The sequence below is a fragment of the Nitrosococcus oceani ATCC 19707 genome, from assembly GCF_000012805.1.
Taxonomy (GTDB): domain Bacteria; phylum Pseudomonadota; class Gammaproteobacteria; order Nitrosococcales; family Nitrosococcaceae; genus Nitrosococcus; species Nitrosococcus oceani.
In genome coordinates this window covers 2407630-2420379 of sequence record NC_007484.1, presented here as the reverse complement: position 1 = coordinate 2420379, position 12750 = coordinate 2407630, and the positions used below count along the sequence as shown (strand labels likewise).

At 53.2% G+C, this 12750-nt stretch carries 11 protein-coding genes; 7 read left to right on the top strand and 4 right to left on the bottom strand.

The window, feature by feature from the left end; genetic code table 11:
* Positions 1 to 3: 3 nt before the first annotated feature.
* Positions 4 to 639, bottom strand: a complete 636-nt coding sequence (locus tag NOC_RS11260) for a methylated-DNA--[protein]-cysteine S-methyltransferase (protein WP_011330860.1) — start codon at positions 637 to 639, stop codon at positions 4 to 6.
* Between the two features lie 219 nt (positions 640 to 858).
* On the opposite strand from NOC_RS11260, the gene acnB reads away from it, so the two are divergent.
* On the top strand, positions 859 to 3411 hold the full coding sequence (gene acnB / locus NOC_RS11255) for a bifunctional aconitate hydratase 2/2-methylisocitrate dehydratase (RefSeq protein WP_002809567.1): 2553 nt from the start codon (positions 859 to 861) through the stop codon (positions 3409 to 3411).
* Between the two features lie 204 nt (positions 3412 to 3615).
* Here the strand turns inward: acnB and NOC_RS11250 are convergent, their stop codons facing one another.
* Complete coding sequence (locus NOC_RS11250) at positions 3616 to 4356, bottom strand: ComF family protein (RefSeq protein ID WP_002808968.1); 741 nt, start codon at positions 4354 to 4356, stop codon at positions 3616 to 3618.
* A gap of 51 nt (positions 4357 to 4407) precedes the next feature.
* Here NOC_RS11250 and bioB point away from each other — a divergent pair, with 51 nt between their 5' ends.
* Genes bioB through bioD form a run of 5 tightly spaced genes read left to right on the top strand, consistent with a single transcriptional unit; the run spans position 4408 to position 9085 of the window.
* On the top strand, positions 4408 to 5445 hold the full coding sequence (bioB, locus tag NOC_RS11245; RefSeq protein ID WP_002811578.1) for a biotin synthase BioB: 1038 nt from the start codon (positions 4408 to 4410) through the stop codon (positions 5443 to 5445).
* Between the two features lie 8 nt (positions 5446 to 5453).
* On the top strand, positions 5454 to 6614 hold the full coding sequence (gene bioF, locus NOC_RS11240) for an 8-amino-7-oxononanoate synthase (RefSeq protein WP_002810457.1): 1161 nt from the start codon (positions 5454 to 5456) through the stop codon (positions 6612 to 6614).
* Positions 6611 to 7378 (top strand): pimeloyl-ACP methyl ester esterase BioH, encoded by a 768-nt coding sequence (gene bioH, locus NOC_RS11235; protein ID WP_002811134.1) that lies wholly within the window; start codon positions 6611 to 6613, stop codon positions 7376 to 7378. The genes bioF and bioH overlap by 4 nt, the downstream gene beginning before the upstream one ends.
* 29 nt (positions 7379 to 7407) lie before the next feature.
* Positions 7408 to 8337, top strand: coding sequence for a malonyl-ACP O-methyltransferase BioC (gene bioC, locus NOC_RS11230; protein WP_002809592.1), 930 nt, complete (start codon positions 7408 to 7410; stop codon positions 8335 to 8337).
* 16 nt (positions 8338 to 8353) lie between these two features.
* Positions 8354 to 9085 carry a dethiobiotin synthase gene (gene bioD / locus NOC_RS11225; protein WP_002811517.1) on the top strand — a complete coding sequence of 244 codons (732 nt, stop codon included), beginning with the start codon at positions 8354 to 8356 and terminating at the stop codon, positions 9083 to 9085.
* Between the two features lie 116 nt (positions 9086 to 9201).
* Here bioD and NOC_RS17515 read toward each other — a convergent pair whose 3' ends face one another.
* Entirely contained in the window at positions 9202 to 9348 is a 147-nt protein-coding gene (locus NOC_RS17515; protein WP_155814714.1) for a hypothetical protein, read from the bottom strand.
* Positions 9349 to 9804: 456 nt separating this feature from the next.
* Here NOC_RS17515 and NOC_RS11220 point away from each other — a divergent pair, with 456 nt between their 5' ends.
* On the top strand, positions 9805 to 10470 hold the full coding sequence (locus tag NOC_RS11220; protein ID WP_011330859.1) for an MlaC/ttg2D family ABC transporter substrate-binding protein: 666 nt from the start codon (positions 9805 to 9807) through the stop codon (positions 10468 to 10470).
* On the opposite strand, the gene NOC_RS11215 is transcribed toward NOC_RS11220, so the two are convergent.
* Positions 10426 to 12570 carry an NAD(+) synthase gene (locus NOC_RS11215; RefSeq protein WP_011330858.1) on the bottom strand — a complete coding sequence of 715 codons (2145 nt, stop codon included), beginning with the start codon at positions 12568 to 12570 and terminating at the stop codon, positions 10426 to 10428. The genes NOC_RS11220 and NOC_RS11215 overlap by 45 nt on opposite strands.
* Positions 12571 to 12750 lie beyond the last annotated feature (180 nt).

Here is a 12750-nt window from a genome sequence, read left to right as displayed (position 1 = left end):
TAGTCATGCTTGGCATTTATGGATGAATTCAAGATCCTTTGCTTCCTTTTTCAATAGCGCACGCTTGCGCTCCAAGCCCCAGCGGTAGCCGGACAGGTTGCCGTTGCTGCGGACCACTCTATGACACGGAATAGCTACCGCCAAGGTGTTGACAGCGCAGGCTCGGGCTACGGCCCGCGCTGACTTTGGAGCGCCAATATGCCTAGCGATAGCGCTATAACTCGCAGTCGAGCCGGCTGGAATCCCGCGTAAAGCTCGCCAAACCCGTTGCTGAAATGCGGTACCGCGTATATCCAGCGGCAAGTTTAGGCCAATACTTGGCGCTTCGATAAAGCTAACCACCTCAGCGATAAGCTGTTCGAATTGGGCGCCGCCACCAACCAAGTTAGCGCGGGGAAACTGGTCTTCCAAGTCATGCACAAGTTTTTCGGGATCATCATCCAGAAAAATGGCGCAAATGCCCCGATTGCTCTGAGCTACAAGAGTTGCTCCGAGGGAGCATTTGCCAATAGCAAAGCGAATCTCCACATTACAATAAAATTTGCCGTCCACCTTGGGATCACGGGCTACAGCGGAGGCCCAGCGGGGGTCATTAGCTATCGCGGTGGAAAGTTGCATATTTTTCGTTGAGGCGTTCATCCGGTGTTCCTTTCAACAATATTGTAGAATCAAAGCTGAATTTATCCTTGAAAGCAAACTATGTACCCTCCGAATTTTGCTTTTGAGTTTTGATCCATGCCCGTTATTCTGAGTGAGGGCTATTAGCTGGTAGGGCAAGCACGCGGGATTTAGTTAGGCGGGCACTCCACATAGACGTAAAATTATAAATTAGATCTCCAACAGTAAAAGGTAAAAAAAGTGTTAGTAGCTTATCGTAAACATGTTGCCGAACGGGAAGCAGAAGGATTACCGCCGCTACCGTTAAATGCCATGCAGGTTGCTGGGTTAGTGGAGCTTTTGAAAAATCCCCCTGCCGGTGAGGAAGAGCTTTTGAAGGAACTTCTGATTCAACGCGTGCCTCCCGGCGTAGATCAGGCGGCTTATGTTAAGGCCGGATTCTTGGCGGCCATTGCTAAAGGTGAAACCGTCTGTCCGCTCATCGACCGGCTTCAGGCTACGGAACTGCTTGGCACCATGCTGGGGGGCTATAATATCGAGCCGCTTATGGGTCTCTTAGAGGATGAGGCCACGGCGGCAGTGGCTGCTAAGGTATTGGCCCATACACTTCTGGTCTATGACCATTATCATGACCTGTTGGAAAAAGCAAAGCGCAATGAATACGCCAAGCAGGTAGTGGATTCCTGGGCTGAGGCTGCCTGGTTCACGAGCCGCCCCAAATTGCCGGAGGAAATCATGGCGGTCGTCTTTAAAGTTCCTGGCGAGACTAATACCGATGATCTTTCACCGGCTCAGGAAGCCTGGAGCCGACCGGATATTCCTCTTCACGCTAAGGCGATGCTGGTCAATAAGATGCCTGAGGCTTTATCGGCTATTGCGGATTTGAAAGGCCGGGGACTTCCGCTAGCTTTTGTCGGTGATGTAGTGGGGACGGGCTCATCTCGCAAGTCTGCTATCAACTCCATTCTCTGGCACATGGGTCAAGATATCCCTTTTGTGCCTAATAAGCGCCAGGGGGGGATAATCCTGGGGGGCAAGATTGCCCCCATTTTTTTCAACACCGCTGAAGATTCCGGTGCTCTGCCCATTGAATGCCAGGTAGAGGGCCTTAATACAGGCGATACTGTTCGTATTCGCCCCTTTGAGGGGACTGTTCTCAGCGAAGCAGGCAAAGAACTTTCCCGCTTTAAGCTCCGTCCCAGCACTTTACCCGATGAAGTTCGTGCTGGTGGCCGGATTCCTCTGATTATTGGGCGCGGTTTAACCGACAAAACTCGGCAGACTTTGGGATTGAACCCTTCTCCTTTATTTATTCGGCCAGTGGCACCTACCGCTAGCGGGAAAGGCTATACGCTAGCTCAGAAAATGGTAGGCCGGGCCTGTGGTGTTGAAGGTGTACGCCCTGGCACCTACTGTGAGCCTAAAATGACCACCGTGGGTTCCCAGGATACTACCGGTGCTATGACCCGAGATGAGCTCAAGGAGTTGGCTTGCCTGGGATTTTCCGCCGATCTCGTCATGCAAAGCTTTTGCCATACGGCAGCCTATCCCAAACCTGTCGATGTCACCTTGCAGCACGAGCTGCCGGATTTTATGGCTACTCGTGGGGGAGTTGCTTTGCGCCCCGGTGATGGCATCATTCACTCTTGGCTCAATCGGATGATTCTTCCCGATACGGTGGGGACTGGTGGAGATTCCCATACCCGTTTTCCCATCGGGATAAGCTTTCCCGCAGGTTCCGGCCTGGTGGCCTTTGCTGCGGCCTTGGGGGTTATGCCTTTGGATATGCCCGAGTCGGTTTTAGTCCGTTTCAAAGGGGAGATTCAACCGGGGATTACGCTGCGGGATCTGGTCCATGCCATCCCCTATGTGGCCCTTCAGCGGGGCTTGCTCACAGTGGCCAAGGCAGGCAAAAAAAATGCCTTTAGCGGCCGGGTTCTAGAAATCGAAGGATTGCCTCAGCTTAAAGTGGAGCAGGCTTTTGAATTTGCCGATGCTTCTGCGGAACGATCCGCCAATGGCTGCACCGTGAAGCTGGACAAAGAACCCATCATAGAGTTTCTGAAATCCAATATCACTTTGCTGAACTGGATGATTACCCAGGGCTATGCAGATAAGCGTACACTGGCGAGGCGTATCTCTGCTATGGAAGAGTGGCTTAAGAATCCCACCCTCTTGGAAGCGGACGCGGATGCGGAATATGCGGAAGTTATTGAAATCAACATGAATGAGATTACCGAACCGCTGCTGGCCTGTCCCAACGATCCCGATGATGTCCGGCCCTTATCAGCCGTGGCAGGCGATGAGGTGGATGAGGTTTTTATTGGTTCCTGTATGACCAACATTGGTCACTACCGGGCAGCGGGCAAGATACTGGAGGAGGGTGGCAGGATTCCTTCCCGCCTTTGGATCGCCCCGCCCACTAAAATGGATGCCCAGCAACTCATGGAAGAGGGCTACTACAGCACTTTCGGCAAGGCTGGCGCCCGTACCGAAATGCCGGGCTGCTCTTTATGCATGGGCAATCAGGCTCGAGTGATGGACGGCGCTACCGTAGTGTCCACCTCGACTCGTAATTTCCCCAACCGGATGGGTAAGGACGCCAATGTGTACTTGTCCTCGGCGGAAGTGGCGGCGGTAACTTCCATCTTAGGGCGCTTGCCCACGCTGGAAGAATACAAGACCCAAGTGAAAAGTATCGCGCCCATGGCTGCTAATATTTACCGCTACCTCAACTTTAACGAGATGAAGGACTATCAACAGGCAACGGACCAGGCTGCCTTGGTAAATTGAAAAATATTAGTTTGGAGTTTCGCCATGGCTGATAGCAATTTTGTCTCTACTGAACTTCATCAGCCTGGAGAATTCGCGTTTCTCAGCCGTTCTTGGCGAAGGGATTACCTTTTTTTGGTCTGGGGGTCTTTCGTGACTGCTCCATGGGCCTTTGCTTCGCCTATCTACGCGTGTGTCCCTACGCACAGATAGTCATCATCGTCGCTAGGGGGTTGTGTATCCATGCGCTCCTTCAAAGGGTGGAACCCGGGCGCAAGTCCAAACTTCAACCACTTGCACTCCCCCCCGGCGCAGTGTTCTGGCGAGTTCCGCTACGGTATGACCCGTAGTTAACACATCATCCATAATGGCCACATGGCGTGCGGTCAGACTGCCCTGGAGCGCAAAGGCGCCGTGCAGATTACGCTTACGCTCCTGGCGGGGTAGTTCCGACTGGCGGGCGGTGTTCCGTTGCCGGTAGACCGCTTCACGGTGAATAGGAATTTTTAGCCGATCAGCAACCGGTTGCGCTAACTCCAGGGCCTGATTGAAGCCCCGTTCTCGGAGTCGGGTAGGATGCAGGGGGACAGGAATGATACACTCAGGTAAAGGGTGAATTCGCTGTTCCAGGTATTCAGCGGTTAATTGTCCCAGCAGCGGGGCGAGATGTAATTTGCCATGAAATTTTAGCTGCAAGAGCAAATAATCCAGGGGAGGAGCGTAGCGGAAAGGACTGAACGTGCAATTTTGGGGGGGTGCGTGCTGCTGACAAGCTCCGCAAATTCCGGCGGTGGGTAGCGGTCGGGCACAGCGGTAACAGGCAGCACCGAGCGCGGGCAAATCCCTTCGGCAGGGAGCGCAAAGATCGTGCTTCCGTGTGCCTGGGGCTCCACATAAGGCGCACAGAGGAGGATATAATTCCCGCCAGAGGGTTTCCAGCCAGATTGCAGTCCGGTTGACAGTCACCGCTTCTCCATCAAGAATCCAACGTCAGTCTGACGAATATAATGATTAATTATGACCTACTTTCCTCCTGCAGCTGAAATATGTGACAGTCCGCGCCACGATTGGTCTATCCCAGAGGTGCTGGCTTTGTTTGAATTACCGTTTGTAGAACTTATTTATCGGGCGCAGACGGTACATCGCCAGCATTTTAATCCTAATCAAGTTCAGATGAGCACTTTGCTCAGTATTAAAACGGGGGGATGTCCCGAAGATTGTGCCTATTGTCCCCAAAGTGTTCGCTATAGCACGCCCGTGAAAGCCGAACCTTTACTGCCCCTGGAGGAAGTATTGACGGCGGCACGGAATGCCAAGGCCCGGGGTGCAAGCCGTTTTTGTATGGGAGCGGCATGGCGCAGGCTCAAGGAGCGGGAGCTGGAACCGGTAGCGAAGATGATTACAGAGGTGAAAGCCCTGGGGTTAGAAACATGCGTGACATTAGGCATGTTAGGTCCAGGACAAGCGGAACGGCTTAAGGCTGCGGGACTAGATTATTACAACCATAATCTGGATACCTCACCGGAGTTTTACGGCGAGATCATTACCACCCGTACCTATCAGGATCGGCTGGAGACCTTGTCTCAAGTCCGGGAAGCGGGCATTCATGTGTGTTGTGGCGGTATTGTGGGGATGGGCGAGGAGCGTTCTGATCGGGCGGGTTTGTTGGCCAACTTGGCTAATCTGCCCCGTCACCCGGAGAGCGTTCCAATTAATAGGCTGGTCCAGGTAGAAGGTACCCCCTTGGCCGGGGCTCCCGAGCTAGACCCCTTTGAGTTTGTGCGTACCGTGGCCTGCGCTCGAATCCTGATGCCCGCCTCCTTCGTGCGCCTTTCAGCAGGCCGAGAGACAATGAGCGATGAATTGCAAGCTCTTTGTTTTCTTGCTGGAGCCAATTCCATTTTTTATGGTGAAAAGCTGCTCACGACCCCCAATCCAACCACAGATCACGACCAGCAATTGTTTGAGCGTTTGGGTCTTGAGCTTTTGTTTCCCCAGGCACAGGTTGCCGCTCCCGTGCCGGAGGCTGATGAAGTGGGATCGGCCTCTGGCTGAAACGAGCAGTGCCCGATTTAAAAACGGCCCTTACGATGGAGCTGAGGCAGCGCCAGACTCAGTCTCTTTACCGCTATCGGCGGGTATTGGAAGGTCCCCAGGGGGCGGAGCTCCAAATGGATGGCCGCCGAATTTTAGCCTTTTGCAGCAATGACTATTTAGGTCTGGCGAATCACCCCGCAACCCGGGCTGCCTTTATGCAAGGAGTCCGAGAGTACGGGGTTGGCAGTGGGGCGGCCCACCTAGTGACGGGCCATAGCCGTGCCCATCATACGCTAGAGGAGGCTCTGGCGGCGTTTGTGGGACGGCCCCGGGTGTTGCTGTTTTCTACCGGTTATTCGGCCAATCTTGGGGTTATCAGCGCCCTAATAGGGCGTCAAGACGCAGTTTTCGAGGATCGCCTCAATCATGCCTCCTTGCTAGATGGGGGGCTGCTTGCGGGTGCCCGCTTTAAACGCTATCGGCACCGGGATTATCAGTCCCTCGAAGCCGCTTTAACTGCCACCAAGGCCCGCCGCAGATTGGTGGTGACGGATGGGGTTTTTAGCATGGATGGGGCGCTGGCTCCCTTGCCGGACCTGGCTGCAGTTGCCGACCGTTTTGATGCTTGGCTGATGGTGGATGATGCCCATGGTCTGGGCGTCTTGGGCGAAGAAGGGCGTGGCAGCGTGGCCCATTTTGGGCTGGGAATGGCCCAGGCGCCTATTTTGGTGGGTACCTTGGGTAAAGCCTTGGGCACCTTCGGGGCCTTTGTGGCCGGTGAGGAGGCCCTTATTGAAACCTTGATTCAGCAAGCGCGGACCTACATCTATACTACAGCCCCGCCCTCTGCGGTGGCCGTAGCGACCCTGGCCAGTTTGCGGCTGGTTGAAACCGAATCCTGGCGTCGGGATAAATTAACCCGCTTGATTGCCCAATTTCGGCAAGGCGCCGCTCAGTTGGGGCTTCAGCTCGTGGATTCCCCGACCCCTATCCAGCCGTTGCTGGTGGGAGATGCTGGGGCTGCAGTTAAACTGAGCGAGCGCTTGCTTGCGCAAGGGATACTGGTGACTGCCATCCGCCCGCCCACGGTGCCAGAGGGAAGTGCCCGCCTACGAATTACTTTAACGGCGGCTCATTCCGAAGCCCAGGTAGCACGCTTGCTGGAGTCGCTAGTTCAAGTTTTATGACGCTCCAGATAGTACAGCGCGGTGCGGGTCCTGATCTAGTGCTGCTGCATGGGTGGGGATTTCATAGTGGGGTTTGGGCTCCCCTGGTGGATTGCTTGTCGACCCGCTTCCGCTTGACCTTGGTGGATCTGCCCGGTCATGGGGGTAGCGATCCCTTGGCTCAAGGGAGGCGGTTAGCTGCCGTAGCCGAAACGGTGGCGCGCGTAGCGCCTCCCCAGGCTTGTTGGCTGGGGTGGTCCCTGGGAGGGTTAGTGGCTTTGCAAGCGGCTATTGATTTCCCCAGGCGAGTCAATAAACTTGTGTTGGTAGCCAGTACGCCCCGCTTTGTCACGGCGGTTGATTGGCCTTATGGGGTTGCTCCGGAGGTGCTTGCGGATTTTTCAGTAGCGCTTCAGAACGATTCTGTGGAGACTTTGAAACGTTTCGTTTGGTTGCAGACTCGCGGAGCTGAAAGGGCAAAAGCGGTGGCCCAGGTTCTTTTAGCCCACTTTAATGCTCCGTACCGTCCAGGCATCGAGGGTTTGGAAGACGGTTTGGCGCTGCTTCAGGATAGTGATTTGCGGGTAGAATTAGAAACCATTCCTTGCCCTACTTTAGCGATTATGGGACAGCGTGATCCGTTGGTGCCCCCTAAAGTTGGCGCTTGGTTGTCAGCCCATTTGCCCCAGGGCCAAGTTTTTATGATTCCAAGGGCGGGACATGCGCCCTTTCTCTCCCATGGGCAAGTATTTAAAGATATCGTAAGCAATTTTTTGCAAGCATAAGGCATAAGGATCGTCGGAGAAATAAATTTTTGAATCTGGAATACGGTATTGATAAGCGGCAGGTAGCCAAGGCCTTTAATCGAGCGGCCGCCCATTACGATGAAGTGGCCATTTTGCAGCGAAGGGTAGGAGAGCAGCTCCTGGAACGGTTGGATCTGGTTAAGCTGTCCCCGGCTGTGATATTAGATGCAGGGACGGGAACGGGTCTTCAGGCAGAGGGCCTTCTGAACCGTTATGGGGAAGCGCGCCTTATCGCTTTGGATTTGGCGCCTGAAATGCTCCATAGAGCCCAACAGCGGCTCAAAGGAAGCTTGCCGCAAATGCTGGGGGGGATATTGAAAACGGTATGGCCTCCCTTCCATCGCCGCTATTATCACTTCGTTTGCGGCGATGCGGAAGGTCTGCCTTTGGCTAACCAAAGCGTGGATCTGATTTTCTCTAATTTGACCTTGCAATGGTGCTCGGCGTTGGATGCTGCGTTTGCCGAGTTTCAGCGAGTCTTAAAACCGGGAGGATTGCTTACCTTCACCACTTTTGGGCCTGACACTTTAAAAGAGTTGCGGGCTGCTTGGTCTGAGGTGGATGCCTACTGGCATGTGAATCCTTTTATGGATATGCATGATATTGGTGATGGGCTTGTCCGGGCCAGATTTATAAAACCGGTGATGGACGTTGAACGCTATACGCTCACTTACCCTGATGTGTATAAGCTGATGGGCGATCTTAAACGGCTGGGGGCCCAAACGGTAGGTTCGGGCCGGCAAGGGAAATTGATGGGCAAAGCGCGGCAACGGAAGATGGCGCAAAGTTATGAAACTTGGCGGGAGGGAGGGCAACTGCCAGCCAGCTTTGAAGTGGTTTATGGCCATGCTTGGAAAACAACCCTACAGCGACATACGCCGGAGGGCGCGGTGCCAATTTCTTTTCATGCGCCTAAAGGCCGTTCTAAAAACATTTAAATAATATTTTTCCATTGTGGGTAAAGGTTTTTTTGTTACCGGCACCGATACGGAAATCGGTAAGACCCGCTGCAGTCTTGCTTTAATTGCCTGCCTGCAACAAGCGGGTTACCGGGTGGTGGCCATGAAACCGGTGGCGAGCGGTTGTCAACAAACGGCGGCTGGACGGTACAATGAAGATGCCTTATTGCTCCAGCGAGAGGCGGATGTATCATTGGATTATTCGCAGGTCAATCCCTATCCGTTTACCCTTCCTATTGCCCCCCATATTGCGGCTACTATGGAAGGAGTCGAGATTCAGCCAACCGTCATAAAAACCGCCTTTGATTCTATAGCTGCCCTTGCCGATAGGGTGGTGGTGGAGGGGGTAGGTGGCTGGGCGGTGCCAATTAATGGTCAACAAACTATGGCTGATGTCGCGGTGTTACTAGATTTGCCCATAGTGCTAGTGGTTGGAGTGCGCCTGGGATGCCTTAATCATGCGCTGCTAACTGCCGATGCTATCCTCCGTACCGGCTTGCCCCTTGTGGGATGGATTGCCAATGGAATTGAGCCCTGTCAGCTTTTACAGGAAAAAGAAAATATCCAAACCCTTTGCGAACGTTTACCCGCTCCTTTGTTAGGAGTCATCCCCCATCTTGCAGAACCGGCTCCAGAAAAAATAGCGGCTTTCCTTGATAGGGAGCAATGCGTAACCGCGGCCAAAGGCGACATAAAGAGGTCGTTGGAGTTTCGCCATGATGGATAGCAGTTTTGTTCCTACAAAACCTCATCCGCCTGGAGAATTCGCGCTTCAATGGGTGCCTTGGGCTGGCCACGACTTAGCGCGCAAGGCCCTCAGTTGGGTATCACCCTCCACGCGCATCACTTCTCCTCCTCCCGAGGATAGGTCGCGCTTGTGGCAACGGGAAAATCATAGCGCCAATTCATGGAAAAACGCAAGTAACCTAGCCCCCGCGCTCGTAGCAAAGTTTCATCTCGCACTCTCGCTGGGGGTCGTTCACTATCCATGGAGAACTCCAATGTTGGCTCAAAGCAACAACAATAGGTGATTTTCTCCGTCATATCCTTGACGCGGGGCCGTCATGGGATCAAGAGGTAAAAATTTATATTGACTTGTAGCTTCCTTAAATATTTTGAAAAACAAGTAGTTATGATTTTTATGTGCACCCGCCCCCGTAACTGAGAAGACGGTTTGTAAAAATGGCACAATTCCTGCTTAATAATTATTTAGTTGGTTAAATTTGAGCTACTCTCTCTTGCAATGTTTGTCCTGTAGATCTCCTGGTTTTGGGCGCCTTATTATAATGATAGGCGCCTTTTTTTTATGGATGGCTGGCTTTTCTCAAGGAATTCGATATCTCCGCTGACGAGTGGGACCAGAAAGGTTCGCTAGAGAGAAGTTAAGGTGGGACAATAGAAACACTAATAGGATTAATGCAGCATTTTTTAGGTGGAAAAATTAAGATGAATTGCCGGTATAGAGTAAAACAGTCTTTAATGGGATGGATCATGGTAACAGGGCTTATCCTGCCGTTAGGTGTGGGTGCCCAGGCTGCCACATCTTCACCACGGGACATTGTGCTGGAAACTTCCCAGCGGGTACTAAAGGAGTTGCAGGATCAACAAGTCACCCCTGCCGATAATCCGGAATATTTCTACCGCCTGGCGGATGAATTCATTGTGCCACATTTTAACTTTAGGCGGATGTCGCAGCGGGTATTGGGCAAGCACTGGCGCCAGGCAACCCAGGAACAAAAAGCTGATTTTACTAATCAATTTCGCCAACTGCTGGTACGGACCTATGTGACAGCCTTACATAGCTACAGCGCAAAGGATATTCGAGATTTTCTTCAGGAGCGGATTAAGGTGTTGCCTGTGAATTATCCCCCGGAGGCAACCCGGGTCGGCGTGAAGGTGCAAGTGGAGGGCGATAAAGGGAGACCCCCCATTAATATGATGTTAAATCTTTATCTCGATCAGAATAAAGCCTGGAAAGTGGATGATGTGCAGGTAGAAGGGGTCAGCTTAGTTACCAATTACCGGGCAAGTTTTTACCGCGAAATCCGGGCGAACGGACTGCAAGGGTTAATCGATAGATTGACGGCGCGCAACCAACAGGCGATGAAATAATCTCTCTTCATTGCCACGATTAATATGAATCGCTGGGGGCTCCCTATCGGGAATCTGCTCTAGTTGGGTGAGCCAGGCTGTTACCTCGCTGTCGCTGGGGGCACGGTAGTCGCCACGGGGCGATAGGGAGCCCCCGGAGCCTACCTTGGGTCCATTGGGCAAGCAGCTTCGTTTGAACTGGCTGAATTGGAAAAACCGCTTTAGAAAGACCTCCAACCAGCGCTTTATTTCAACCAACGGGTATTGGTTGCGCCGGTTTTCCGGGATGCCGGGCCAAGTGCCGTAAGTCCGATCATGCCAAGCAGACCAAGCGAGAAAGGCAACTTTAGCGGGGGAATAACCGAACCGCAGAAGGTAGTAAAGATGAAAATCCTGGAGTTCATAAGGTCCGATGACCTCTTCTGAGCGCTGACCGGGTTGTTCCTTGCTTTCCTGGGGAATGAGTTCCGGGCTTATGTCAGTTGCCCGTATTTCTTTCAGAATAGCGCCGGCCTCTGGGCCTAATTGCTGCTTTTGCGCTACCCAGCCTATAAGGTATTGAATGAGCGTCTTAGGCACGCTGGCATTGACATGGTAATGGGACATATGATCTCCGACTCCATAGGTACACCAGCCCAGCGCCAGCTCGCTTAAGTCGCCGGTCCCGACCACCAGGGCTCTATGAAGGTTGGCGAGCCGGAATAGATGGCTGGTTCGCTCCCCCGCCTGTACGTTTTCAAAAGTCACGTCATAAACTGGCTCGCCCTGGGCATAGGGGTGGCCAAGATTCTTTAGCATTTGCAGGCAGCTTGGGCGAATGTCGATTTCATGGGCCTGGCATCCCACGGCTGCCATTAGCCGCCGCGCTTGGCTCAAAGTTCGCTTACTGGTGGCAAACCCAGGCATCGTGTAGGCCAGCACGTGGCTACGGGGTAGTTTCATGATATCCATTACACGGGCACAGACGATAAGCGCTTGGGTAGAATCCAGCCCGCCTGAGATGCCGATAACCACCTTATCCACGCCAGCCGCTTGGAGCCGCTTGACTAACCCCTGGGTCTGGATGTCATAGACTTCCTGGCAGCGTCGATCCCGGCTTATGGGATCGCTGGGAACATAGGGGAAACGTTCATAGGCGCGCTTGAGTGGCACCGGTTTCTGAGCGGGAAGGGGGACCGAGAAACGGATGGTTTGGAAGGACGTTAGCAGATCCCGATGGCGGGAGCGAGTTTGCCCAAAGCTGTTTTGACGCATCCGATCTTGTTGCAGGCGGTCCAGGTCAATATCACCCAGGGCTAGCTGGGAAACATAGCTGAATCGTTCCGTCTCGGCCAGACAATCGCCATTTTCATACATCATGCCATGGCCATCCCAGGCCAGATCCGTGGTGGACTCCCCGGTCCCGGCGGCGGTGTAGAGGTAAGCGGCCAGGCAGCGGCTAGATTGACTATTGGCCAGAAGGCGGCGGTAATCGTCTTTTCCCACGGTAATATTGGAGGCGGAAAGATTAATGAGTACCGTGGCCCCGGCTAGGGCCGCATAGGAAGAAGGGGGAATAGGCGACCATAAATCCTCGCAAATTTCGACATAGAAAGTCAGCAGGGGCTGCTCTGCCACCTGAAACAGGAGGCGGTTACCGAAGGGCACCTCCTTCTGGCCACACAGATCGATGCGCTCCCGCAGGGCGTAATCAGCCGGGGCAAACTGGCGTAACTCATAGAACTCCCGATAATTAGGCACATAGGTTTTAGGCACTATCCCCAGGAGACGGCCTCGATAAAATACGGCGGCGCAGTTGAATAGCAAGTGCTCGACTTGCAGCGGCAAACCCACGATACCAATGAGGGGAAGCTTCTCGGAGTATTTGAGGATTTGACGAAGCCCCTCTTGGCATGCATCCAACAAAGCTTGTTGCTGGAAGAGATCGTCACAGGAGTAGGCGGAAAGCCCAAGTTCCGGGAAGGCAATCAGCAGGCTATGCTGGTCCGCGGCTTGTCCCAGTAAATCCATTGTTTTTTGGGCGTTAAAGCCGGGATCAGCGACCCGCAGCTCCGGAACCGCCACTGCGGCGCGAATAAAATTGTGATGATAGAGGTTAAAAAAGGGCTCTTTTTTGCTCATGTTTTTATTAGCTATGCTGGGAGATTCTGCAAATTTCAAATCTATTGTGCCACGCCCATGCCCATAAGTAATCCCACAAACCACGGCTGGTCTGATGGCTCATGTCATTAATTTTATCCTGATTCGAGGAACGGCGAAGAGGCCAGCGGCTAAGAGACCACGTACTAGCGCTGTTTAGCT

What these genes read in the sequence shown, in the direction of transcription:
- NOC_RS11260 (WP_011330860.1), bottom strand. Translation starts at nt 639, where the DNA reads ATGAACGCCTCAACGAAAAATATGCAACTTTCCACCGCGATAGCTAAT.
- bioB (WP_002811578.1), top strand. Translation starts at nt 4,408, where the DNA reads ATGACCTACTTTCCTCCTGCAGCTGAAATATGTGACAGTCCGCGCCAC.
- bioH (WP_002811134.1), top strand. Translation starts at nt 6,611, where the DNA reads ATGACGCTCCAGATAGTACAGCGCGGTGCGGGTCCTGATCTAGTGCTG.
- NOC_RS17515 (WP_155814714.1), bottom strand. Translation starts at nt 9,348, where the DNA reads ATGGATAGTGAACGACCCCCAGCGAGAGTGCGAGATGAAACTTTGCTA.
- NOC_RS11220 (WP_011330859.1), top strand. Translation starts at nt 9,805, where the DNA reads ATGAATTGCCGGTATAGAGTAAAACAGTCTTTAATGGGATGGATCATG.
- NOC_RS11215 (WP_011330858.1), bottom strand. Translation starts at nt 12,570, where the DNA reads ATGAGCAAAAAAGAGCCCTTTTTTAACCTCTATCATCACAATTTTATT.